Genomic DNA, 22,960 nt, shown 5'->3' with positions numbered 1-22,960 from the left:
TTACGCCTGTTCTGTGAGGGTGTGAGGTGTGGTGAATTCGGAAAGGCTTGTGGCGAGCCTCTGCGCGAGCTGGCGCGCGGCGGGGATCAGCGCGGCGAAACCGGCACCGGTGCTCCAGTCGCCAATCAGATGCACCCCGGACGGGGCCTCCTGTGGCGGCCGGGCACTTCGGACCGGCATCTGCCAGGGCTGGCGCGCAAAGCCCAGTACTGCGCTGGCGGGCACCGGGGTGCCAAGAATCCGGGAGGCATCCTGCAGCGCGAGTTCGAGGGCTGCCTTGTCGCCGAGCGCGGCAGTCGCCGGAGGGTCTCCGGCACGGCCGTAGGACAGGCGCAACACTTCGCGGTGCTCCCCCACAATGCCCGGCCACTTCTGGCTGACGTGAGTCAGGGCCTTCGCGACGATTGCCCGTGGCGCGGCTACGATGTCGGGATCTGCAGGGCTGGAGCTTGCTGGCGCCGAGCTTGCGGGCGCGGGGCTTGCAGGCGCGGAGACAAGTGCTCCGGTGCCGCGCGGGGCAGCCGCGAGCTGAGCGACCGCGGGGTGCGCGGCGTCGAGCACGAGCGCAATGACTTCGACGGGGGTACTCTGCGCCGGGGCCGCACTGGCGTCTGACAGCAGTTGCCGGATGGGTCCCTCGGGCAGCGCGAGCACCACGGCATCGGCGTGGACTTCGGACACCCCACCGCGCAGAGCGAGTCCGCCGCTTGGCAGGGGTGTCACGCTTGTGACTGGTGTCCCGAGCTTGATCGTCACCCCGAGATCATGACACGCAGCGGCGAGTGCATCGACGAGCGCTGACATGCCGCCGCGGAGCCCCAGCACCGCACCGCCGGCCGCCGCGGCACTCTCCCGAAGTCTGCGCGCCGCGGCCGTCAGGGACCGGGTCTCGGCGCGAGCGGCAGAAAGCTCCGCGAGACTCGCGAGCGGGATGCGTTCCGGGTCGGTCGATGAGACGCCGAGTGTGACCGGTCGGACAAGCCGATCCAGCACGCGTGCCCCCATCCGTGCCCGGACGAGTTCCGCCAGGGTGACACTCCCAGCGCCGATCCGCCGCGGCAGAAGCGGATCGATCGCCGCGCGAACCGCACCAGGGATCCCCAGCGCGCGCCGGGCAGCGCGACCGAGGGGCGCGGCGGGAACCCCCATCGCTCCGGCCGGCGGCAGCGGTACGGCGGTGCCGTCCGCCGCGGACACAAGCCAGGAACCGAGCGCCGCGGGCGCGACGATCTGATCCGCCAGCCCCAGCTCGGTCACCAGTTCTGCAACCGCGCCACCACGAGTGGCGAACGCCTCAGCGCCAACCTCGCACCGCAATCCCGCGACGTCAGTCGCGCGGACTCTCCCACCCAGCCGTGTCTCCGCCTCATAGAGGGTGACGCGCAGGCCCGCACGCGCAAGATCCCGCGCAACCACGAGCCCGGTCACCCCACCACCCACGACCGCGACGTGCGATCGGGGTGCGGAGAGATCGGAACGGGTGGGTTCAGGATGCATGTGCGAGCTCAACGATTCGGGTGAGCACGGCGGGATCGGCCTCCGGCGGTACACCGTGGCCGAGGTTCAAGACGTGGCCGGGTGCGCGCGAACCGCGCGCGATCACGTCAGCGACCGCAGACTCAAGCACGGCGGCAGGGGCACCCAGCACAGCGGGGTCCAGGTTGCCCTGCAGCGGGAGTGTGTCGCCCAAGCGGCGCGAAGCCTCATCGAGCGGCGTGCGCCAGTCCACCCCGAGGGCCGAGGTGCCCAGGCGCGCGGTTTCTTCAATGAGGTGTCCCGAGCCCACCGCAAAGTGGATCGTGGGAACCGTCGGCGACGCTGCGCTGCCCGCTCCGATTCCCTGCACTGCCGCCAGGGTTCGCTGGGAGGCGGGTGCCACGTGCGCACGGTAGTCCGCGACGCTGAGGGATCCGGCCCACGAGTCGAACAGCTGCACTGCGCTCGCACCAGCCTCGACCTGGGCTTCAAGGAAGACGCTGCTGAGGTCGGCGACCCATTCGAGCAGCTCTCGCCAAGTCTCAGGATCGGAGCGCATGAGGGTGCGCGCACGGAGATGATCGCGGGATGGGCCGCCCTCTACGAGGTAGGCCGCGAGCGTGAACGGGGCACCGGCGAAGCCAATGAGCGGGGTTTCCCCGAGTGCGGTCACGGTGCGCCGCACGGCCTCGCGCACGGGATCGAGCGCCTCGCGCAGGCGCTCCGGGGTGAATTCTGCGCGGCACCGCGCCACGTCTGCGGCGGTCCGTACGGGCTCCGCGAACACGGGACCGCGCCCCGCGACAAGGTCGACGTCGACACCGGCAAGGAGCGGTGGCACCACGATGTCGCTGAAGAACACCGCCGCATCAACGCCGTGGCGGCGCACCGGCTGCAGCGTGATCTCGCTCGCGAGCTCCGGGTCGAGGCAGGCGTCAAGCATCGGTGTGTGGGCCCGGATCTCGCGATACTCGGGCAGCGATCGACCCGCCTGGCGCATGAACCACACCGGTGTCGTATCCGGACGATCGCCACGCAGCGCGCGGATCAACGGCGCCGAAGTTGTGCGTCCGTCGACAAGCGGGTGGTCGGCGGCCAGCGCACTCTCAAGCACGGCACTCTCAGGCAGGTGGGCGCGGGGGGCGGTATTCTCGTTCATCGGATGTGATGTTACCGCACACATCTGATGTGAAAGATCAGATGTGTCAGCTACGATGCTTGTGTCCCACCGCGGACCGCCTCCGACTCGACAAGGAAGCCTCCTCACCACATGCTGTTGTGCATCTCCCTTCACCACCGCGCCGCGGCGTTTCCTCTCCTCGAGGCCGCGACGCGGCACACGGATTCCGTCGCACGGGAGTTTCGGTCGTGGGGATCCGGCTCGGTCTTGCTCTCCACGTGCAACCGCTTTGAACTCTATCTCGACGGCGGGCAGCTCCCCGGGACCGACGAACGCGCGTTTGGCGAAGCCGCGCTCCGCAAGCTCGCGGAGGCAACCGACATCCCACTCAGCGAACTGACCGCGGCCGCGGAGGTCACCGCGGGTTCAGACGCTGCTCGGCATCTCTTTGCCGTCACCAGCGGGCTCGAATCGGCAGCGCTCGGCGAAGAGGAGATCGCGGGCCAGGTGCGGCGCGCCCACACCCGTGCGCGCACGGAACAGACAGTCACTGACGGCCTCGAGCGGCTCTTCCAGAGCGCCACCCGAACCTCCCGAGCGGTCCGGGAGCGGACCGGACTGCGCTCAGCGGGACAGTCACTTGTGCGGCTCGCACTCGTGCTCGCGGAGCGCCGAATCCCGGCCTGGGACGAGGCGAACGTGCTGCTCGTGGGCACGGGTGCCTATGCTGGCGCGACAGTTGCCGCCCTGCGGGATCGCGGGGTGCGGCGCATCCGAGTCCACTCCCCGTCGGGCCGAGCCGAGGCCTTCGCCGAATCACACGAGCTGGAGGCGCTCCATGCCCGCGACTTGGCCGCGGCAATCGCAAGCTCAGAGCTGATCATCGCGTGCAGCGCCACCCAGGACCCGCTCCTCGGAGTTGCCGATTTCTCGGACCCCGCCGACAGGACCCGTCTTGTGCTCGATCTCGGGATGCCGCGGAACATCGACGCCGCGGTAGCCGATATCCCCGGGGTGGAACTGCTCGACATCGAAACAATCTCAGTGCACGCCGCAGTTCCCGAGCTCAGCGCAGAGGACGAGGCGCACATTCTCGTGGACGCTGCGGCGGCCGAGTTCACCACCAACCAGGCGGAGCGAATCATCGGCCCAACGCTTGCCAACCTGCGCGGTCACGTGCTGTCAATTCTCGAGGACGAGCTGTGCCGCGCACGTCGCGGGACCGCCGAGCCCCGCGCCGAGGACGTGGAGGCAGCGCTCCGCCGCTTCACGGGCCGGCTGCTGCACGAGCCCACGACGCGACTGCGGGCGCTCGCCCGTGAGGGACGGGCCGCGGAAGCTCAGGCCGCGGCCCGCACCCTCTTCGGCGTCGAAGCGTAGACGAGAGCACCCGCGCTACTCGCCGCGGCGGTCCGCCACGATCCGGCCCCGGCGCAGGGTGAGCACATTCTGCGTGCGCCAGATCTCGGACTCAGGCCCCACAAACGGGTCGCGGTCCGTGAGGGCGAGATCCGCCACCGCGCCAGTCTCCAAACGGCCAGCACCACCCGGGGTGCCGAGCAGTTCATGGGAGCCGCGCGTGTAGCCGGTCAGCGCCGTCGCAAGGCTCAACGCCTCGGCCGGTAGCAGCGGCTCCGCATCAGTCGCCCCTGGAGCCCGGCGGTTCACCGCGACGTGGATCGCCTGCCAGGGATCGGGCGTCGACACGGACCAGTCCGAACCAAATGCGAGGTTCGCACCGGCACGCTCAAGCGAGCCGAATGGGTACTGCCACCCCGCACGCTGCTCCCCCAGCACGGGAAGCGTCAACTCCACCATTTGCGGTTCGAGCGCCGCCCAGAGCGCCTGGCAATTCGCCGTTACCCCCAGCGCCGCGAAGCGCGGCAGGTCTGCCGGGTCCACGACCTGGAGGTGCGCGATGTGATTGCGCACCCCGGCCCGGTCCGCTTCCGGGACCGCAGCCACAGCGTCGAGCGCGATGCGTGCGGCCCGGTCCCCGATCGCATGGAAGTGGGCGTGGAAGCCACGTGCGTTGAGCTTCGGGACAAGCTCCGCCAGATCCGCTGCGCTGAAGTACGCGAGTCCCCGGTTGGCCTCGCCACCGGCGCAGTCACAGCCATCGAGGTAGGGTTCGGTCATCGCGGCGGTCAGGTTCTCCGCGACACCGTCGACCATGATCTTGGCGGTATCGGCACGGAAGCCCCGCTGCGCTGCGGCCGCACGCCGTCGCTCGAAGTCGGCGACGATCGCATCGGCGTCGACCGGGGATTCCGGATCGGAGAGATCCCGCACCACCCACAAGGCACCCGAGACATCCGCGTCAATCCCGAGCGCCATTTCCGCGAGATACGCCTCGGTCACGTCGGGATATCCCGCGTACTCACCAAGGATTGCTTCCTGCCAGGCGGTAACCCCGTAGCGATGCAGAAGTTCCTGCCCGCGGAGGAGTCCGGCCCGGCACTCTGCCACAGTTGTGGGTGGGAGCGCGTGCGAGAAGAGCTCCTGCGCCCCCTCGTGCATAGCACCGCTGGGAGACCCATCCGGGTGTCGCTCGAAACGGCCGTCGGCAGGGTCCGGGGTCTGCGCATCAATTCCAGCGAGTTCGAAAGCCCGGGAGTTCGCCCACGCCCCGTGATGGTCTGCGTTCACGAGGAACACCGGGCGGTCCGACACCACACGGTCGAGCTCCGCGCGACTCGGAGCCCCGCCAGGGAAGTGTGCCATGCTCCAGCCGCCGCCGAGAATCCAGTCCCCTGCGTACGCCGCGGCGTACGCAGCGATGCGGGCGAGCGTGTCTTCGGCGCTTGTGCTCTCGCTCAGCTCGAGCCGGCCAAGCTCCACCCCTCCGAACACTGTGTGTACGTGCGCGTCGGCAAAACTTGCGTGCAGCAGACCGCCCATGGCATCGATGTGATCGGCGTCGCGCGCCTCCGGGAGCGCGGCGATGCTCGCGCTGTCGCCGATCGCAGCGATGACGCCGTCAGCGATGAGGATGCCGCGGTCGGCGACGGGGACGCCCCGCAGAAACGCGGTGGCTCCGGTGATGAGCGTGTGGGTCATGCGGAGACTCCATTCGTGAGGGTGGCTTGGTCTGGACGGTGCGAGCGCTCCGCAAATCGCGACGCGTACACGATGAGGGCACCGGTCACGGCCGCAAGCACCGTCATGACGGTGGCGAGCACGGGTGTGCCGAAGCGGTCGAAGAGCTGCGTGGCAACGAACGGGCCGAGCGCCACACCGATCACGTAGACCCCGTTGACAAGCACGCTGACCCCGCCGTCGCGGGAGAGGGAGGCGGCGAGCCCGAAAATGAGCGGCAGCATCGCACCGAAGACAAAGCCCCACACGGCGCTCGAGACCGCGTACATGACCGGGGTGGCGAGCACGATGAGGCCCAGCTTCGCCACAGCGCTCACCGAGAGCAGCGCGCACAGCGTCGCGGTCCGGCCGAACCAGCGATGCAGAAACGGAGCAATGAGCGCTCCGCCCAAGCCACAGAACACGGAGAGTGCAAAAATCGTCGGGACAAAGCTCTCGGATACCTGCATGTCGCTCTCGCCGACGATCACCCCAACAAGGCCGTACACGCCGTCATCGGTGATGGACCACGCCCCGAAACCGAGAGCGAGCAACCAGCCGATCCGGCGCGTGCGTTGCTCGACCGGACTCTCCTGGGCCCGCGCCACCTGTGCCGTTCGCACACTCGCCGGCACCGGCGGGGCGGCGTCCCCCGCGGAGGCTGCCGCAGCGGCGGTGCCGACAACGGACACCATCGCGGTCTCCTCGGGGAGACGTGGGAGCCACTGCGCACCAACGAACCCGATGATCCCTGGGATCGCGAGGATCAGGAACAGCTCGCGCACTCCCCCGCCAACGAGCGGAATGGTGAGGAACGCGACCGCGACAAGAAAGCGGTTCACGATCATCACAAGGCTCGTGGCCCGATCCGGGTTCGGGGTGGCGGACACCGCCGCTGTCGCCGCGGAGATGACAAGCCCTGAACCGACGCCACCGGCGATGAGCGCGGTCATGCTCACGCCGGCCACCGGCCAGATGGCACCGGTGCCGAAGGCCAGGATCATGATGGCGAGGCCGATGCGGGCCACGAGCACCCTATCGCCGCGCTGCACGATCCGGCGCGAGCCGAGCACCGCCGCGGCGTTGGCGAGCGTCATTCCCGTGGCGACAAGGCCGGCGGTCGTCACCGAGACGCCGAGCTGGTAGACGAGCTTCTCAATAATCGCGGGGACGAGGTTTGCGGGGAGCAGCGCAAACACCCAGGTGGTGATGAGCGCGGTCATGGCGGGCGCGCCAGCGCGCCCGCTCGCTCCGAGAGATGGAGTCATAACGGGAAGTTCCTCTTCGTTGGGGGTCTACCGGTGGGAAAGCGAGTCGATTCAGGAGCTTGTGTGCGCAGAGTATCCGCGCAGCAAGCCCGCGAGCAGGTCGTCGAGCGTGCTGTGGAGGTGCTCGCGGCGATCCACGTCCTCCGGCAGCGTGGCCAGGGCGGCGGTGAGCCGAGGGTGAGTCTCCGGGGAGACCTCGCTCGCGTGGAAGGGCGGAGCGAGCAGGTCGAAGGCCGCACCCAGGACTATGGCGTCGATCGTGCCGATCAGGGGCAGGAGCCGCGTGTCGGGGACTCCGATGTCGTGCAAGGTCTGGGCCAGATCTTCGTACAGCCACCGCAGTTCGTCATCTTGGAACGGCTCGGTGATCAGTATGGGCACGAGCGCCGGGATCTCCCCCGCGAACTCGGCGTAGGAGTGGACGATCCGGGAGAGTCGCTCGCGCCCGGCACTGTCCCCCAGTTCGGTGCGCAGCCGCAGGATCCAATCGCGCCGCAGCAAATGCACGATCGCCCCCTTTGAAGCGACGTGATGGTAAATCGATGACACCCGGACGTCGAGTTCGCGCGCGAGCTGCGCGAGGGTGAAATCGCCGTCAACGGCGAGTCGCCGTACGGCCTCGAGGATCCGGGCCTCACTGAGGATAGGGGTGTGTGGTCGCGCCATTGCAGTCCAATCGGAAGGGTGCTCTCACCATAACCGAGCGGCATTCGGTTTGCAAACCGAGCGGCATTCGATTTATGAACACAGAAAAAATGCCCCGAGCTCAGTGAACTCGGGGCACTTCCTTCCAGTGCGCGTAATGCAAAAGCTAGTGGAGCCGCGGGGAATTGAACCCCGGTCCACTTCGACGATTCCATGCCTTCTACGGGTGTAGTTCGTATTAGCGTTCTACTCGGCCTCGCTCTTTGCCACGAACACCTAGTGCGACAGGCCCAGCCTCAGCAAAAGTCCCCACACGCCCTGAGGCGCAACGTGCGAGCTAGCCCCCTAAATGACGCCAGGAAACCGGGGCAGAGGCACACCCGGCCTGACGGACTCGGTCTCGTGCTTAGGCAGCGAGAGCGAAGTCGGTGCGCTTAGAAGTGGCACCTATTGGTTTGCGAAGGGCGTTAACGAGATAACTCCGCGTCCTCGACCCGCTTCTCACAGTCTCAAATCGACGTGTCGAATCCGATCGGCCCCCAAATGCACCACACTGCGGTGCACGGCGAGGCATTCACATTACGCGCTCTGGAATTGTTACTCCGATCGAAACCGGATGCAGCCGGCCGGAGCCGGAACACTCATTCTAGCACCCGCACCGCCTCGGTGCCAGACGCGGGGATCCGCGCCGCTCCGCTCACAGCGCACAGTCAAGGCCCAGCGTCCAGCGGCACACGTCAGCCACGAACCCCCCGTACGCGGGCTCAGTGAGCACCGCCGGACTGTTCGCGTAGGCCCCCAAGCCGTCCACTGCCATCCAGATCCGGATCGCAGCGGATCGCGGGGCATCCGCGACAAACTCGCCAGCCGTCACCCCGGCGGAGATGAGTGCGCTCAGCCGTTCCTCGTCGAGCGTTTCCTGCTGCGCGATCGCGTCGGCAAGCCGCGGCTGGAACCGGGCCAGGTGGCGGGCATTCAACCACAGCCGTCCCAGCACTCGCGCTTCCTCGCTCTCGACCCGCGCCACAAACGCGGCGAGGCGATCCCGCGGCGTTCCCGCAGCCACAAACAGCCGGTCCCGTTCCCCGGACACCGCCAGGGCGAATGCTTCGGCGACGAGCTCCTCCACCGCGGGAAAGTAGTGACCGATCAGCCCCGGCCGCACCCCGAGGCGCTCCGCGATCTCGCGGAGCGTGATCCGCTCAAGCCCTGCATCGAGGGCGGTCTGAGCGGCAATTTCGAGGATCTCAGCACGCCGCTCTTCCGGGGCTTTGCGCACCCGGCTCACGGTGTCACTCCCCCGTGCGGTTGCGCTGGCGCATCGCGCGCTCAGCCTCGCGGGAATCCTGCTTTTCGCGCAGCGTCTGGCGCTTGTCGTATTCTTTCTTCCCCTTGGCGAGCGCAATCTCGACCTTTGCCCGACCGTCGAGGAAGTACAGCCGCAGCGGCACGATCGTCATACCGCCCTCGCGAGTCTTCTGGTAGAGCTTGTCGATCTGCTGCCGATGCAGGAGCAATTTGCGCTTGCGCCGCGGCCGGTGGTTGGTCCAGGAGCCATTGAGATACTCGGGAATGTAGGCAGCGTCGAGCCAGGCCTCCCCGTTCTCGATAAAGACGTAGCCATCAACCAGAGACGCCCGCCCCATCCGCAAGGACTTCACCTCGCTGCCGGTGAGCACCATGCCCGCCTCGTAGGTATCCAGGATGAGGTACTCATGCCGGGCCTTCTTGTTCGAGGCAATCAGCTTTTCGCCGGATTCCTTGGGCATGGTCACATCCTCTCGGAGGGGGTCTGGTGGGCCGTGCGCGCGATGGATGCGCGCAAAGCTCTAGCCTAGCGGAGTGCGCAGCGGCGCGCGGGAGCAACCGCGCGCCACGCACACTAGACCCGGAGGTAGCGCGTGATGGCGATCTTCGCGGCGATCGCCGACAACACCACACCGACGAGAATTAGCACCGGGGGCACGATCAATGATTGCTCCACCGTGATGTAGCTCGTAAACGGGATCTCCTTGGCCAAGAAACCCTGCACAAAGAACTTCACAATGGACACGGATGCGGCGCTCGCGAGCACCGCACCAATGAGCGCGGCAATAATGCCCTCGAGAATGAACGGCGTTTGGATGAAACGGTTCGAGGCACCCACGAGTCGCATAATCCCGATTTCCCGGCGGCGAGAGTATGCGGAAAGGCGGATCGTCGTAGAGATCAGCAACATCGCGGCAACGAGCATCAGGCCTGCGATAGCGATGGCCGTGTAGCTCGCAGCACCCAGGAAGAGGAAGATTCGGTCAAGCAGGCTGCGCTGATCGGAGACACTCTGCACGCCCGGAATACCGCTAAATGTTTCGGTAATGATCTCCGATTTTGACGGATCGGTCAGCTTGATCCAGAACGTCTGGTTGAGCTGTTCCGGTTTCGTAATATCGACTATCGGGTTGCCCTCGAACTGCTTCGTGAACTCCGTGTAGGCCTCTTCGTGATCCACAAAGAAGTAGTCGTCGACATACGGGGCGAGCGTTTCGGACTTCAGAGCATCCTCAACGGCGGCAATCTCGGCCTCCCCCGCGTCGGTGCCCGCGCATGTTGCGCTCTGGTCGTAGTCCGTGCAGAGGTAGACCGCCACCTGGGCGCGGTCGTACCAGAAGGTCTTCATCTGCTGCACCTGCAGCTGCATGATGATCGCGGCTCCCACGAAGGTGAGCGACACGAAGGTCACGAGGATCACAGAGATCACCACGGACATGTTGCGACGGAGGCCGTTCCAGACCTCACCGAGCACGAGTCCCACTCTCATCGTACGGGCCCCACATCTGTCTGCTCATCGTCGTTTCGATCCAAGCCGAGGTGCTCGGCCAAACTGCCGGTCTCGGACATCTGCACTGCGTCAATCGGACGCCCGGGATCCAGGAATCCGGGGATACGCTTCGCCTGCGGTCCCCCGTCGGCGCGGACGGTGTCGTCCCAGTCGTCGCCGTCGATTGCCGGATCGTGCTCCCCAAACGGGCGCGGTTCCACGTACACCGATGCTTCGGGAGCGGGGTCCGCATCGGGGACCGCAGCCTCCGTCGCTGCCTCGGTGACCGCAGCGGCGGCCGCCCCAGCCGCAGCGGCAGCCGCGGCACTCACCACACGCGCTTCGGTGGTCGCAGCAGCCACAGCCGCGGCGCTCCCGGCACCGTCTTCGACCGCTGCCGCACCTGCGCTAGCCGCTGCGTTCGCGCGGGCAAGTTCCTCGGGTTCCAGCGCGGCACGCACCACAGCCTCCGTGGTACGGAGTACGCGAACGCCCTCCTCGGACAGGTCCGCGACGGGAATCGATGCGGTCTCGCCGTAGCCGCCGCCCTGCTCGTCTCGGACAATAACACCCTGGGAGAGCTCGACGACGCGCTGCTGCATGATGTCCACGAACGCGGCCTCGTGGGTCGCCATCACCACTGTTGTGCCGGCCGCGTTGATCGCGCGAAGCAGCTGCATAATGCCCAGGCTCGTGGCGGGATCCAGGTTTCCGGTTGGCTCGTCGGCGAGCAAAATCGCCGGTTTGTTCACGATCGCGCGCGCGATCGCGACGCGCTGCTGCTCACCGCCCGACAGCTCGTGCGGGAAGCGCTTGGCCTTGTTCGCGAGGCCGACCATCTCAAGCGTGTCCGGGACCGCTTCCTGGATGAAGCCGCGTGACTTCCCGATGACCTGCAGTGAGAACGCGACGTTGTCGTACACAGTCTTGTTCGTGAGCAGGCGGAAGTCCTGGAACACGGTGCCCAGGTTGCGCCGGAAGTACGGCACCTTCCGGGAAGAGATCTTGCTGAGGTCCTGCCCCAGCACGTGAATCTTCCCCGAGCTCGGCTGGTCTTCGCGCAGGATCAGGCGCAGGCAGCTCGATTTGCCGGATCCGGAAGCGCCCACGATAAACACGAACTCGCCACGGTCGACCTGCAGGTCGATACCGTCGAGCGCGGGTTTCGCGGTGCCCCGGTACTTTTTGGTGACGTTCTCAAAGAGGATCATGACGCTTCGACCCTACGCCCCACGCCCCAGCCTGGCCTGCAGGCGCGCTGAGACACGCGGCTTCGAATCGGCGAAAACGCTGAGCGCTACTTCGCTTTCTCGAGTGAGCGCCACCGGATGCCGGCGGCAATGAAACCATCGATCTCCCCGTCGAACACCGCGTCAGGCTGGGTCGACTCAAAGCCAGTGCGCAGGTCCTTCACGAGCTGCTGGCCATACAGGAAGTACGAACGAATCTGGTCGCCCCAGCTCGCGGTAACGCTTCCCGCGAGCTCTTTTTTCTTCGCGGCTTCCTGCTCACGCTGCAGCAAGAGCAGGCGCGTCTGGAGCACCCGCATTGCTGCGGCACGGTTCTGGATCTGCGACTTCTCGTTCTGCATCGACACCACAATCCCTGTCGGGATGTGGGTCAGCCGGACTGCGGAGTCGGTCGTGTTCACGGACTGGCCGCCGGGGCCGGAGGAGCGGTACACATCCACGCGAATGTCGGTTTCCGGGATCTCAACCGAGGTCGCCTCTTCAAGCAACGGGATCACCTCGACACCGGCAAAACTCGTCTGCCGCTTGTCGGCCGAGCCGAAGGGACTGATCCGGGCGAGGCGGTGCGTGCCGGCTTCGACGGAGAGCGTGCCGAAGGCATACGGCGCGTCGACCTCGAAGGTAGCCGACTTGATGCCCGCGCCCTCCGCATACGACGTGTCGAGCACCTTTGTCTTGTAACCGCGGTGTTCTGCCCAGCGGAGATACATCCGCAGCAGCATCTCCGCGAAGTCGGTCGCGTCGTCTCCGCCGGCACCGGAGCGGATCGTCACCACTGCGGATCGCTCGTCATATTCCCCGGAGAGCATGGTCTGCACCTCGAGGTTCTGAATCACGCTTTCCAGGGCCACGAGCTCAGCCGTGGCCTCGGCCCCCGACTCTTCATCGTCCATCTCCAGCGCGAGTTCGACGAGCACCTCGAGGTCATCCAGCCGCGCTTCGACCGCGCGCAGGCGTTTCACGTTGGCTTGGCGGTGCGAGAGACCGCTCGTGACGATCTGCGCGGCCGCCGGGTCGTCCCACAGGTTCGGGGCCGCCGCCTGCTCTTCGAGTTCGACGATTTCGCGCTCGAGGCGCGGCAGATCCATCACGGCTGCGATATCGGCGTATGTGGCGCGCAACGCGCGGATCCGGGCGCTGAAGTCAAGTTCGAGCATAATCATCAGAGTCTACTGCCCCGGGAGCTGATCCCGCTCCGATCAGATCACGGGCGAATCCCGGTCCACCGGCCCTGGCCTCGCATTCCCCCGCCCGTCCCAAGCCTGCTCCAGGAGCGCCATCGCGGGCGCGAGCTCTGCGACGGGCAGTGTGAAGGGCACCCGCAGGTACTGCTCGAAGACGCCGGGGCTTCCAAACCTCGGCCCCGGGGGCAGGATCAGTCCGAGCTGTGCGGCGGATCGACTGAGCCGTGAGCTGCACGCCTCACCGAGATCCGCCCATACACTCACCCCACCCGCGGCCTGTGACAGCCGCCAGCCAGGGAAACGCGCCTGCACCTCCGCCAGGAGCACGCGATGGCTCGCGCTGAGCTCGCTGCTGCGTGCGGCCAAGATGTCCTCGTATTCCTCGAGCGCGAGCGTCGCCATCACTTGTTCCCAGGTTCCCGTCCCCAGGTCTCCCACGCGCCGCGCAGACTCGAGCTGGGCGATCAGATCGGGAGTCGCGCGGACCCAGCCAACGCGGAGGCCGCCCCAGACAGTTTTTCCGAGTGAGCCGACTGTGAGAATCATGTCGCGCTGGTGGGCGTGCGGGGCGGACACGGCGAACGGGGTGACGAGACCCGGGTGCCCGAGTGCGAGTTCCGCGGTTGTCTCGTCGGCGATGACATACCCGCCCTGCGCCGTCAGTGTGGCAATGAGCTGCGCGCGGAGCTCGGGCGGCATGCTGAGTCCGGTCGGGTTGTGCTGGTCCGGGATCAGATAGCTCAGACGGGGTGCCGTCGTCGCTGCGATACGGAGCATGCCCGCGGCATCGTAGCCCGAGCGCCCCACGGGAAGTTCACCAATAAGCGCGCCCGCGGCGGCAAGGGCTTCCCGTGCTCGCGGGTAGCTGGGAGACTCGATCAGGCTCCGGTCGCCGCGGCGGAGCAGGGCCCGAGCGATCAGGAAGATCGCGTGCTGCGCCCCGAGTGTGACCATGATCTCTGTGGGATCCGTGGGGAGTCCCCGCCGCGTGTACCGCTCCGCGATCGCGCTGCGGAGTGCGGGATGACCGATCGTGTCATAGCCCTCCAACTGGAACGCACTTGCGTGCTCGGCGAGAGCTCGCTGCCCGAGCGCTGGAAGCCCACTCCAGGGGCTCGGCGCAGCGCGGCACAGATCCACTTCTCCGGTTGCTGCAGGGTCCCACTCGGATTCGGCCGCGGGACGCCGAGCACGGATCACCGTGCCCGAACCGCGCCGGGACACGGCGGCACCCGTCTCGCGCAGGCGTTGATAGGCCGCCGCGACCGTGGTGCGGCTGACCCGGAGCTCCTCCGCGAGCGGGCGCTCGGCCGGGAGCACCGAGCCGGAAGGGATGCCACCATCGCGCACAAGCAGCACGATGCTTTCGCTGAGTTCGTGGTAGCTGTGACCATCCCCGCGCCACTGCCCGAGGAGCTGATGGAGGCGCCGTGCCGAAAGTCGCTGGGCAATCATGAGGCCACTATAGACAGATTGGCCCTTTGCGCACCAGGCCAATTTCAGGTGGACTGATCAGTGTGATCCTTCGACTCCTCAGACTCATCCCCGGACTCCTGCTCTACGGCATCGCTGACGCGTTCATGATCCGCGCCACCGTTGGCGTCGACCCTTGGACGGTCTTCGCACAGGGGGTGTCCCTGCACACTCCCCTCAGCATCGGGATCCTGACGAACATCATCGGCCTGACCGTACTGCTCCTGTGGATCCCCCTCCGGCAGCGTCCCGGCATCGGCACAGTCCTGAACATCCTGCTCGTGGGCCCCGGCATCGACCTCGGCCTCTGGCTCCTCCCTGTGCCCGAGCCGATGTGGCTCCGCATCGCGTTCTTCACCTTCGGCATGCTGTTGCTCGCCGTCGCGAGCGGCATCTACATCGGCGCCCGGCTCGGCCCCGGCCCCCGCGACGGCCTCATGACCGGGATCCACGCCCGCTTCGGAACGCCAATCTGGCTCGGCCGCACCGGCGTCGAACTCACCGTGCTCGTGATCGGGTGGATCCTGGGCGGAAACGTCGGTCTCGGCACCGTCGCCTTCGCGATCCTCATCGGGCCACTGTGCGCGGTCACACTGCCGCTGTTCGATTCGCAGCTACGCCGCGAACGGCGGGCGGCGGGTTCCGCAGAACTCCGCCGCCCAGTACTGCTCGATTAGTCGTCGACCGGGACCTTGTTATAGCCGGTCACCGGCTGGCTCTCGTCGAAGCCCGCGACCTTGCGCTTGAAGCCGCGCGTCATCACGATCAGATAGATGAATCCAAGCAGCGCCCACGCGACACCACCGATGAGCGCATCCAGGTGCAGATTCGCCCACAGGATTCCGGTCAGCACCATGCCGATGCCAGGCATCACGATGAACTTGAAGATGTCCTTCGGCGTGCGGCGCCGGCCCTGACGGATCGCGAACCACGCGATTACCGACACGTTGACGGCGGTGAAAGCGATGAGCGCGCCGAAGTTGATGAACGCGGCGATCATCTCGAGTGTGAACGCGATTGCCAGCAAGCAGACGACGCCAGTCAGCACAATGTTGAAGGTCGGGGTGTGCGTCTTCGGGTTGACGTAGCCGAAGAACTTCTTCGGGAGAACATCGTTGCGGCCCATCACCAGCAGCATGCGGGAGACCGAGGCGTGTGAGGCCAGACCCGAGGCGAGGGTCGCGGCGAAACCGGCAGCCGTGAGCACCGCTTGCAGCACCGGCCCACCGACGAACTGACCGATCAGCGGCAGCGTGCTGTCCTCGACAAACTGCATGTCGCCCTCGGGGGCAAACACGTTCCAGTCGGGGAAACGCTGCTGGGTGAAGTAGCCAGCGATCAAGAAGATCGCGCCGCCGAGGATCACGGTGAGCAGGATCGCACGCGGCACAATCTTCGGGCTCTTCGCCTCTTCGACGTACATCGTCACGGCGTCAAAGCCGATAAACGAGAAGCAGACGATCGTCGCCCCCATGAGCACCGCGCCCATCGTCACGCCGTCGTGAATGAACGGCTGCACCGAGGCGATTTCGCCACTTCCCTCACCAGCGGCGAGCTGAGCCCATACCATCACGACAAACACAGCCATCACGATGATCGAGAACACGAGCAGCAGCATGTTGAGGTTGGAGGTGCCGCGCATCGTGAAGTAGATCACGCCGGTCACCAGCACGCAGTACAGCACGACCCAGATCCATCCCGGCGCCCCCGGGAATACGGCCTCGAGGTAACTGCGGATGATCAGACAGTTGACCATGGGCAGCAGCATGTAGTCGATCAAGGAAGTCCAGCCCACCATAAAGCCGACGTTGGGATGGATCGACTCCTTGACGTAGGTGTACGCCGATCCCGCGCTCGGAATCGCGCCCGCCATTTTGCCGTAGCTCACCGCCGTGAACACCATCACGATCAACGCGACGAGGTACGCGAGCGGCACCACGTTGTTCGTGTCGCGGGCGACCATGCCGAAGGTGTCGAACACCACCGTCGGGGTCATATATCCGAGCCCGAGGCCAACAATGGCCCACAGCCCCAGGTTGCGCTTCAGGGACCCACCGCGCTTGGCGGCCGGCATCAACGTCTTTGTCATGTGCTCTCCTCAACAGCGAGAGTCGCACCGGGCCTGTATTCGCCCCGATGCGACATGCAGTTCGACGGGATCGTGCCCCGCCACGGGAGACATCTTCCTCTGCTTCCCTCCCCCACGCCAAAACCCGCACCCCCGGACCGAAGATTCTTCGGTGAGGATGCGGGTTTTGGATACGTCGACCCGTTCCAGGGTCGCCCAGGGCTCACTGCCGAGCGAGCCGTTTCTGCTTATTGATATTGACAATCTGCACGAGGATCACGAGCAGCAGCGCCCCAATGAAGACGATCGAGGCGAGCACGTTCGCCTGCGCCGGCACACCCTTGAGCGCGGAGACGTAGATGAACTTCGGGAACGTCGTCGCGGTGCCGGAGTTGAAGTTCGTGATGATGAAGTCATCGAACGACAGGGCGAAGCTGAGCAGTGCCGCACCGATAATGCCCGGCATCAGCATCGGCAGGGTGATCCGCCAGAACACCTGACCGGGGGACGCGTAGAGATCCCGCCCCGCTTCCTCAATCGCGGGATTGAGACTCGCGACCCGTGCCTTCACCGCGACCACCACATATGAAATACAGAACATCGTGTGCGCGAGGATTATCGTTCCGATCCCCTTCTCCACGCCCGCGAGCAGGAACTGCGCGGCAAGACCCGCGCCCAGAACGACCTCGGGGGTCGCCATCGGCGTAAACAGCAGGAGGCTGATCGTGGAGCGGAACTTGAAACGGTACCGGACAAGCGCGAGCGCGATCATCGTGCCGAGCACGGTGGCGATCACCGTCGCCACCACTCCGACAAGGATGCTGTTGCCAAACGCGGTGCACACCTGCGGAGCCCCGCATGGGTTCTGCCAGTTGTCGAGGGTGAAGCCGCGCCAGATGATGTTGTTCCGACCCGCATCATTGAACGAGAACATGATGACGTGTGCGATCGGAAGCAGCAGGTACACAAGCGCGATCGTCGCAACGACGGGCACAAAAGCCTTTCCGAGACTGAAGCCTTTCACAGCAGATCCTCCGCCCCGCTCTTGCGCACATAGGTAGCCACGATCACGAGAATCACGACCATCAGGATGATCGACAGCGTCGCCGCCATCGGATAGTTCTGGGTTTGCAGGAAGTTCGACTCGATCACATTGCCGATCATCGTGGTCGAGGTGCCACCCAAGAACTCTCGTGACGCGTTCACGTAGTCACCCGACATCGGGATGAAACTCAGGAGCGTACCCGATACGACACCCGGCATGGACAGCGGCAGGGTGACCCGCCGGAACGTCGTCACCGGCGAGGCGTACAGATCCGACCCCGCCTCGAGCAGCCGGAGATCCAGCGCCTGCAGCGACGAGAACATCGGCAGCACCATAAACGGAATGAAGTTGTACACCAGACCGAAGATCACCGAGAAGTGCGTCCCCACGAGCTCACTCGGCAGGATCGACTTCCACGCGAGCGTGCGCAGCAGGAAGCTGATGAAAAACGGTGCCACGACCAGGATCAGGAGGATTCCCTGGAGCATGGGGCGCGAGCGTACTTTCACACCGATCAGATACGCCACGGGATAGCTGATGCAGAGGCCAATGAGTGTCGCCACGATCGCGTAGATAAAGGAGCGCAGCAAGTGCGGCCAGTACTCCTGCAACGCAACCCAGTAGTTCGAGAACTGCGCGGCGGCGACGTACTGGCCGATCCCGCCGCTGTCCGCAGGGGCCTGGAGCGACGTGATCGCGAGTTGCACAAACGGAGCCACGAAAAACAGCAGCATGTACGCAATGCCCGGTGCGAGCAACAGCAGCGCAATCCAACCCCGTTTGCGCGGCGCCTGCTCGACAACTTTGGTCGGGCCGCCGGAAAAGGCAGTAAAAGCCATGGTCGCCTCCCCTACTCCGCGAGCGCAGCCTGCGTCGCGATGGCCCGCGTCGAGAACTCGGTGGTCAGTGCCCCCGTGTCGAGCTTGTCGTCGGCAAGGCCAAAGGTGTGCTCGGTGAACCAACTCAGCCAGACCTCATCGCCAAGCTGGGCCGCAGGGCCCGCCTGCAGGTTCTGTGCGAACACGTGCACGGGATCCGAGCCCGGCACGTGGACCGTGTACTGGGTGCTCACACCGATAAAGGACACGTCCGTGATTCGGCCGGGGCCGACGATGTTCCGGTTCGGATCCGCCGCGGGCTGCTCGCGGGTGAGCATGAGCTTCTCCGGCCGCACCCCGATGGTGATGATGCCGCTATCGCGCTCGCTGCGGCTGCGCGGAACCGAGAGTCGGGTGCCTGCGAGATCCGTGTGGATCACCTGATCGGTGCTCCCCACAACGTCAACCTGGAACAGGTTGGACTGCCCCAGGAAGTTTGCGACAAACACTGTGCGTGGCAGCTCGTAGAGTTCCTCGGGCGCGCCCATCTGTTCGATCCGGCCCTTATTCATCACCGCGACAGTGTCGGCCATAGTCATGGCCTCCTCCTGATCATGGGTGACGTGCAAGAACGTCAGCCCGACCTCCTGCTGGATCTGCTTCAGTTCCTGCTGCATCTGGCGCCGCAGCTTCAGATCCAGCGCACCGAGCGGCTCGTCGAGCAGCAGGAGGGCAGGACGGTTCACGACGGCGCGTGCGAGCGCCACACGCTGCTGCTGGCCGCCCGAGAGCTGAGCTGGCTTCCGATCAGCGACATGATCCAGCTCGACGAGGCGCAGCGCCTCGTGTGCCTTGGCAACTGGGTCGCCCAGCTTGCGGCGGCGCAGGCCGAACGCGACGTTCTCCAACACCGACATGTGCGGGAACAGCGCATAGGACTGGAACACCGTGTTGACCGGGCGCTTGTGCGGTTTCAGCGCACTCACATCTGTGCCACCGATCAGGATCTTGCCCGCGGAGGGATCCTCTAGGCCCGCGACGAGCCGCAGGGTTGTCGTCTTGCCACAGCCCGACGGGCCGAGGAGGGCGAAAAACGACCCGGCCGGAATCGTGAGGTCCAGGTGCTCAATGGCGGTAAAACCAGGGAATCGTTTCTGGATGCCGACGAGTTCGAGGTCGGCACCGGACTCGGCAAAGGCGCCGTGTGCTGCCATGTTTACAGTCCCAACACATTCTGGAAGGCCGTCGAGTACTTCTTGTCCTCTTCGGCAGTGAGCGTACGGAAGTTGTGGAGGTGTTCCCAGTCCTTGTCGGCCGGGAAGATGAGCGGGTTGTCCGCGTTCTCCGGGTTGATCTTGCGCATTTCCTCCTGCGTCCCCTTGACCGGGGGCACAAACGTCACGTAATTCGCGACCTCCGCCATCACCACGGGGTCGTAGTAGTAGTTGATGAGCTCCTCGACCTGCGCCTTCGCCGCGGCGCTCGTGCCGTTGGGAACGGTAAACGAGTCGGCCGCGATCATGCCGCCGGACTCCGGGATTTCAAGCGTCCACTGATTGTCGTTCTCCGCGTTCAACATGACCACGTCACCCGTCCACGCCATCGCCGCGAGTGCGTCGCCGGTAATGAGGTCCTGGGTGTAGCTGTTGCCCTTCACATTGCCGATCTGGCCGCTCTTCAGTGCGTCGTCGAGCCACGCGAGCGCCGCGTCGAACTCGGTATCTCCCCAGTCACTGTTCGGGTCCGTACCAAGGCCCGCCATCACCATGCCCATGGTGTCGCGCATCTCGCTCAGCACCACAACCTTGCCCTTCAGCTCCGGGCGGAGGAAGTCCTCGAGAGTCTTGATTCCTTTCGGCACCGCCTCCGTGTTCCAGACCCAGCCGGATGCCGGCAGCTGCCACGGAATCGTGAACTTGCGCCCCTGATCCACATCGAGTGCGTCCCACTGCGCGTCAACGAGGTTCGCCTCCACGTTGGGGAGATTCGCGTAGTCAAACTCCTGCACCTGTTTGTCGTTGATCAGGCGACCGTTCATCCAATCGGTGAACGTGACCGTGTCGTAGCCGGTGAACTGTCCGAGCTTCAGCTGATCCTTGATCTTGCCGTAGAAGGTGTTGTTGTCGTCGATATCCTCGATGTAATCGACGGTGAACCCCGCCTGATCCATGAAGTTGTCCAGCGACGTGAAACTACCCGTCGACTCGTCAAAGTCGAGGTAGTAGGTCCAGTTCCCCCAGACGATGCCCTCGCCCTCGCCGCCACCGCCACCGCCACCTCCGCCAGAGCTCGGGGCACAGGCTGCGAGGCCGAGAGCGCCGGCACCCGCGGCCCCCACCCCGGCACCGCGAAGTAGCTGGCGGCGGTTCATCTGCGCGCCGCGAATCAGCTGCACGATATTTCGGACAATCGGGTCTTCTGAACGACGGACCATGAGAGATCTCCCTTGGTTTCTCAGTGGTGAACCGGCACGCGCACAAACGGCGACTCTGCCGGGTGGTGATCATGAGAATGGCACAGACACTCCCCCACCGCAACGACCTGAACCTCTGGAACCAGAATTCTTCACGGAACAGTTACCCAAGCAGGGAATCCTGCGAAATATTCGACAATCACCGAGAATGTCATCGAAACTGACTCTGCCGTGTTTTGCGACGAAATCGGGTCCGCCATCGAAGCCAGGTTTTTGATCCCGCGCCGTCAAATATCCCCAAGAAGGGGGAAAACATCATGTTTCCCTGCCCGTAACTTCGGATTCCTTTGCTTTTTCAGGTTCACACTGCAAGAATCAGTGACGTGAGCAACAAACGCCCGGCGCAGATTCTCGACGCCACGTCGAAAGCGATCATCGAGCAACTTCAGCGCGATGGTCGCCGTTCGTACGCTGAAATTGGGAAGGCCGTCGGCCTCAGCGAGGCCGCCGTGCGCCAGCGCGTCCAGAAGCTTACGGATACCGGGGTCATGCAGATTGTTGCCGTGACTGATCCCATGCGCCTCGGCTTCACCCGCCAGGCCATGCTCGGTATTCGGGTCTCCGGCGACACTCGTGTCGTCGCCGATCAACTCTCCGCCATTCCCGAGATCAGCTACGTCGTGCTCAGCGCTGGCTCCTTCGACATCATCGTCGAGGTTGTTTGTGAGGACGACGACGGACTCATCGAACTCCTCAACGAGAAGATTCGTGCGGTCGAGGGCGTCTCGGCGACGGAGACGTTTGTATACCTCCAACTCACCAAACAGAAATACGATTGGGGAACCAGATAACCATGTCATACGATCCCACTGCCGCGGTTGACACCGCAGCGCTGCAGGCTTCGGCCAAGCGCCACATGTGGCCGCACTTCACCAACCGGAAGGTGCTGAACGACGGTATCCCCGTCATCACGCGCGCCAACGGCCACCACATCTACGATGCTGCTGGCAAGGAGTACATCGACGGCCTCGCAGGTCTGTTCGTTGTCAACGCCGGCCACGGCCGCGAGCGCATCGTGCAGGCAGCTGCCAAGCAGATGCAGCAGCTCGACTTCATGCCGATCTGGTCCTACGGCCACCCGGCAGCGATCGAGCTCTCGGAGCGCCTCTCCTCGTACGCGCCCGGCGAGATGAACAAGGTCTTCTTCACCACCGGTGGTGGCGAGGCTGTGGAGTCGGCGTTCAAGCTGGCGAAGCACTTCTGGAAGATCAAGGGCCAGCCCATGAAGCACAAGGTGATCTCGCGGTCCGTGGCATACCACGGCACCCCGCAGGGCGCCCTGGCGATCACCGGCATCCCCGACATGAAGAAGTTCTACGAGCCGCTGACCCCGGGTGGTCACCGCGTTCCGAACACGAACTTCTACCGCGCTGAGGAAATGGGCGCTCCGTCCAACGACCTCGAGGCATTCGGCCAGTGGGCTGCAAACCGCATCGAGGAGGCGATCCTCTTCGAGGGTCCCGAGACCGTTGCTGCAGTGTTCCTCGAGCCCGTACAGAACTCGGGCGGCTGCTTCCCGCCTCCCCCCGGGTACTTCAAGCGCGTCCGCGAGATCTGCGACCAGTACGACGTGCTGCTCGTCTCGGATGAGGTCATCTGCGCCTACGGCCGCGTCGGCGAGTTCTTCGCTTCGAAGGCACTCGGCTACGAGCCCGACATCATCACCTCGGCGAAGGGCATCACCTCGGGCTACGTCCCCCTCGGTGCCATGATCGTCTCGGACAAGGTGTCGGAGCCCTTCAACTCGGAGGACAACACCTTCTACCACGGCTTCACCTTCGCTGGTCACCCGGCGGCAGCTGCTGCGGCTCTCGAGAACCTCGACATCTTCGAGGAAGAGGACCTCAACGGCCGCGTGCGCGAGAACAGCCCGCTGTTCCGCGCCGAGCTCGAGAAGCTGCTCGACATCGACATCGTTGGTGACGTGCGTGGCGAGGGCTACTTCTTCGGAATCGAGCTCGTCAAGGACAAGGCCACCAAGGAGACGTTCAACGAGGAAGAGTCGAACCGACTCCTCCGCGATTACCTCTCCCCCGCACTGTGGGAGGCAGGCCTGTACTGCCGCGCTGACGACCGGGGAGACCCCGTCATCCAGCTCGCTCCGCCGCTGACCATCGGTCCGGCTGAGTTCGCTGAAATCGGCGGCATCCTGCGCAGCGTCCTGAAGGACGCTTCGTCGAAGATCTAATCTTCGTGCCCTGAACGGCCCCCGCGCTTCGGCGCGGGGGCCGTTCTGCGTCCCCGCCCCGAGCCCCCTCCCTGAGC

20 protein-coding genes and 1 other RNA gene are annotated in these 22,960 nt (G+C 65.3%); 4 read left to right on the top strand and 17 right to left on the bottom strand.

The genetic code is table 11. From position 1 onward, the window contains the following. A complete protein-coding gene (locus FM113_RS12105; RefSeq protein WP_087015043.1) occupies nucleotides 1-1,497 on the bottom strand; it encodes an NAD(P)/FAD-dependent oxidoreductase in 1,497 nt (498 codons plus the stop codon). Continuing rightward, entirely contained in the window at nucleotides 1,487-2,635 is a 1,149-nt protein-coding gene (hemE, locus tag FM113_RS12100) for a uroporphyrinogen decarboxylase (RefSeq protein WP_087015041.1), read from the bottom strand. Before hemE ends, FM113_RS12105 begins: the two co-directional genes overlap by 11 nt. 111 nt (nucleotides 2,636-2,746) lie before the next feature. Here hemE and FM113_RS12095 point away from each other — a divergent pair, with 111 nt between their 5' ends. Beyond that, complete coding sequence (locus FM113_RS12095) at nucleotides 2,747-3,976, top strand: glutamyl-tRNA reductase (protein WP_087015038.1); 1,230 nt, start codon at nucleotides 2,747-2,749, stop codon at nucleotides 3,974-3,976. A gap of 15 nt (nucleotides 3,977-3,991) precedes the next feature. Here the strand turns inward: FM113_RS12095 and FM113_RS12090 are convergent, their stop codons facing one another. The 10 genes from FM113_RS12090 to FM113_RS12045 all read right to left on the bottom strand — a co-directional run bounded on the left by FM113_RS12090 (nucleotide 3,992) and on the right by FM113_RS12045 (nucleotide 14,273). Then, entirely contained in the window at nucleotides 3,992-5,656 is a 1,665-nt protein-coding gene (locus FM113_RS12090; RefSeq protein WP_087015036.1) for an amidohydrolase, read from the bottom strand. Then, nucleotides 5,653-6,942 carry an MFS transporter gene (locus FM113_RS12085; RefSeq protein WP_087015034.1) on the bottom strand — a complete coding sequence of 430 codons (1,290 nt, stop codon included), beginning with the start codon at nucleotides 6,940-6,942 and terminating at the stop codon, nucleotides 5,653-5,655. The genes FM113_RS12090 and FM113_RS12085 overlap by 4 nt, the downstream gene beginning before the upstream one ends. A 51-nt stretch (nucleotides 6,943-6,993) precedes the next feature. Further along, nucleotides 6,994-7,608 carry a TetR/AcrR family transcriptional regulator gene (locus FM113_RS12080; protein ID WP_087015031.1) on the bottom strand — a complete coding sequence of 205 codons (615 nt, stop codon included), beginning with the start codon at nucleotides 7,606-7,608 and terminating at the stop codon, nucleotides 6,994-6,996. Between the two features lie 146 nt (nucleotides 7,609-7,754). Then, nucleotides 7,755-8,127: a transfer-messenger RNA gene (ssrA, locus tag FM113_RS12075) on the bottom strand. A gap of 157 nt (nucleotides 8,128-8,284) precedes the next feature. After that, a complete protein-coding gene (locus FM113_RS12070) occupies nucleotides 8,285-8,875 on the bottom strand; it encodes a TetR family transcriptional regulator (protein ID WP_254908994.1) in 591 nt (196 codons plus the stop codon). Between the two features lie 4 nt (nucleotides 8,876-8,879). Beyond that, the gene (smpB, locus tag FM113_RS12065; RefSeq protein ID WP_087015029.1) at nucleotides 8,880-9,356 is read right to left on the bottom strand and encodes an SsrA-binding protein SmpB; all 477 of its coding nucleotides are present in this window, start codon (nucleotides 9,354-9,356) and stop codon (nucleotides 8,880-8,882) included. A gap of 113 nt (nucleotides 9,357-9,469) precedes the next feature. Continuing rightward, on the bottom strand, nucleotides 9,470-10,384 hold the full coding sequence (gene ftsX / locus FM113_RS12060; RefSeq protein ID WP_087015028.1) for a permease-like cell division protein FtsX: 915 nt from the start codon (nucleotides 10,382-10,384) through the stop codon (nucleotides 9,470-9,472). Then, nucleotides 10,381-11,595, bottom strand: a complete 1,215-nt coding sequence (gene ftsE, locus FM113_RS12055) for a cell division ATP-binding protein FtsE (RefSeq protein ID WP_087015026.1) — start codon at nucleotides 11,593-11,595, stop codon at nucleotides 10,381-10,383. The genes ftsX and ftsE overlap by 4 nt, the downstream gene beginning before the upstream one ends. Before the next feature lie 86 nt (nucleotides 11,596-11,681). Then, complete coding sequence (gene prfB, locus FM113_RS12050) at nucleotides 11,682-12,791, bottom strand: peptide chain release factor 2 (protein WP_087015081.1); 1,110 nt, start codon at nucleotides 12,789-12,791, stop codon at nucleotides 11,682-11,684. A 42-nt stretch (nucleotides 12,792-12,833) separates the two neighbouring features. Next, entirely contained in the window at nucleotides 12,834-14,273 is a 1,440-nt protein-coding gene (locus FM113_RS12045) for a PLP-dependent aminotransferase family protein (protein WP_087015024.1), read from the bottom strand. Between the two features lie 62 nt (nucleotides 14,274-14,335). Between FM113_RS12045 and FM113_RS12040 the strand changes: the two genes are divergently transcribed. Then, nucleotides 14,336-14,968, top strand: coding sequence for a YitT family protein (locus tag FM113_RS12040; protein WP_087015022.1), 633 nt, complete (start codon nucleotides 14,336-14,338; stop codon nucleotides 14,966-14,968). Here FM113_RS12040 and FM113_RS12035 read toward each other — a convergent pair. The 5 genes from FM113_RS12035 to FM113_RS12015 form a co-directional block, all read right to left on the bottom strand. Continuing rightward, nucleotides 14,965-16,380, bottom strand: coding sequence for an APC family permease (locus FM113_RS12035; protein WP_176387203.1), 1,416 nt, complete (start codon nucleotides 16,378-16,380; stop codon nucleotides 14,965-14,967). The two genes, FM113_RS12040 and FM113_RS12035, sit on opposite strands and share 4 nt — an antisense overlap. 202 nt (nucleotides 16,381-16,582) lie before the next feature. Continuing rightward, on the bottom strand, nucleotides 16,583-17,383 hold the full coding sequence (locus FM113_RS12030) for an ABC transporter permease (RefSeq protein ID WP_087015020.1): 801 nt from the start codon (nucleotides 17,381-17,383) through the stop codon (nucleotides 16,583-16,585). Further along, entirely contained in the window at nucleotides 17,380-18,243 is an 864-nt protein-coding gene (locus FM113_RS12025) for an ABC transporter permease (protein ID WP_087015018.1), read from the bottom strand. The genes FM113_RS12030 and FM113_RS12025 overlap by 4 nt, the downstream gene beginning before the upstream one ends. Nucleotides 18,244-18,254: 11 nt before the next feature. Then, the gene (locus tag FM113_RS12020) at nucleotides 18,255-19,436 is read right to left on the bottom strand and encodes an ABC transporter ATP-binding protein (RefSeq protein WP_087015015.1); all 1,182 of its coding nucleotides are present in this window, start codon (nucleotides 19,434-19,436) and stop codon (nucleotides 18,255-18,257) included. A 2-nt stretch (nucleotides 19,437-19,438) separates the two neighbouring features. Beyond that, nucleotides 19,439-20,656: a PotD/PotF family extracellular solute-binding protein gene (locus FM113_RS12015; RefSeq protein WP_087015013.1), complete on the bottom strand. Its 1,218-nt coding sequence runs from the start codon at nucleotides 20,654-20,656 to the stop codon at nucleotides 19,439-19,441. A 362-nt stretch (nucleotides 20,657-21,018) separates the two neighbouring features. Between FM113_RS12015 and FM113_RS12010 the strand changes: the two genes are divergently transcribed. Then, nucleotides 21,019-21,486: an Lrp/AsnC family transcriptional regulator gene (locus FM113_RS12010; RefSeq protein WP_087015011.1), complete on the top strand. Its 468-nt coding sequence runs from the start codon at nucleotides 21,019-21,021 to the stop codon at nucleotides 21,484-21,486. 2 nt (nucleotides 21,487-21,488) lie between these two features. Beyond that, nucleotides 21,489-22,883 carry an aspartate aminotransferase family protein gene (locus tag FM113_RS12005; protein WP_087015010.1) on the top strand — a complete coding sequence of 465 codons (1,395 nt, stop codon included), beginning with the start codon at nucleotides 21,489-21,491 and terminating at the stop codon, nucleotides 22,881-22,883. The last annotated feature ends 77 nt before the right edge of the window (nucleotides 22,884-22,960 follow it).

Origin of the sequence: Leucobacter sp. 7(1), assembly GCF_900163635.1 — a bacterium.
Taxonomy (GTDB): Bacteria; Actinomycetota; Actinomycetes; order Actinomycetales; family Microbacteriaceae; genus Leucobacter.
Note: the sequence above shows the minus strand (reverse complement) of the source record. Positions and strands in the feature narration are given on the sequence as shown.

Coding starts and splice junctions, on each gene's coding strand:
- FM113_RS12035 (WP_176387203.1), bottom strand. CDS start 16,380: ATGACAAAGACGTTGATGCCGGCCGCCAAGCGCGGTGGGTCCCTGAAG.
- FM113_RS12080 (WP_087015031.1), bottom strand. CDS start 7,608: ATGGCGCGACCACACACCCCTATCCTCAGTGAGGCCCGGATCCTCGAG.
- ftsE (WP_087015026.1), bottom strand. CDS start 11,595: ATGATCCTCTTTGAGAACGTCACCAAAAAGTACCGGGGCACCGCGAAA.
- FM113_RS12045 (WP_087015024.1), bottom strand. CDS start 14,273: ATGATTGCCCAGCGACTTTCGGCACGGCGCCTCCATCAGCTCCTCGGG.
- FM113_RS12090 (WP_087015036.1), bottom strand. CDS start 5,656: ATGACCCACACGCTCATCACCGGAGCCACCGCGTTTCTGCGGGGCGTC.
- FM113_RS12085 (WP_087015034.1), bottom strand. CDS start 6,942: ATGACTCCATCTCTCGGAGCGAGCGGGCGCGCTGGCGCGCCCGCCATG.
- FM113_RS12105 (WP_087015043.1), bottom strand. CDS start 1,497: ATGCATCCTGAACCCACCCGTTCCGATCTCTCCGCACCCCGATCGCAC.
- FM113_RS12095 (WP_087015038.1), top strand. CDS start 2,747: ATGCTGTTGTGCATCTCCCTTCACCACCGCGCCGCGGCGTTTCCTCTC.
- hemE (WP_087015041.1), bottom strand. CDS start 2,635: ATGAACGAGAATACCGCCCCCCGCGCCCACCTGCCTGAGAGTGCCGTG.
- prfB (WP_087015081.1), bottom strand. CDS start 12,791: ATGCTCGAACTTGACTTCAGCGCCCGGATCCGCGCGTTGCGCGCCACA.
- FM113_RS12015 (WP_087015013.1), bottom strand. CDS start 20,656: ATGGTCCGTCGTTCAGAAGACCCGATTGTCCGAAATATCGTGCAGCTG.
- FM113_RS12020 (WP_087015015.1), bottom strand. CDS start 19,436: ATGGCAGCACACGGCGCCTTTGCCGAGTCCGGTGCCGACCTCGAACTC.
- ftsX (WP_087015028.1), bottom strand. CDS start 10,384: ATGAGAGTGGGACTCGTGCTCGGTGAGGTCTGGAACGGCCTCCGTCGC.
- smpB (WP_087015029.1), bottom strand. CDS start 9,356: ATGCCCAAGGAATCCGGCGAAAAGCTGATTGCCTCGAACAAGAAGGCC.
- FM113_RS12005 (WP_087015010.1), top strand. CDS start 21,489: ATGTCATACGATCCCACTGCCGCGGTTGACACCGCAGCGCTGCAGGCT.
- FM113_RS12025 (WP_087015018.1), bottom strand. CDS start 18,243: ATGGCTTTTACTGCCTTTTCCGGCGGCCCGACCAAAGTTGTCGAGCAG.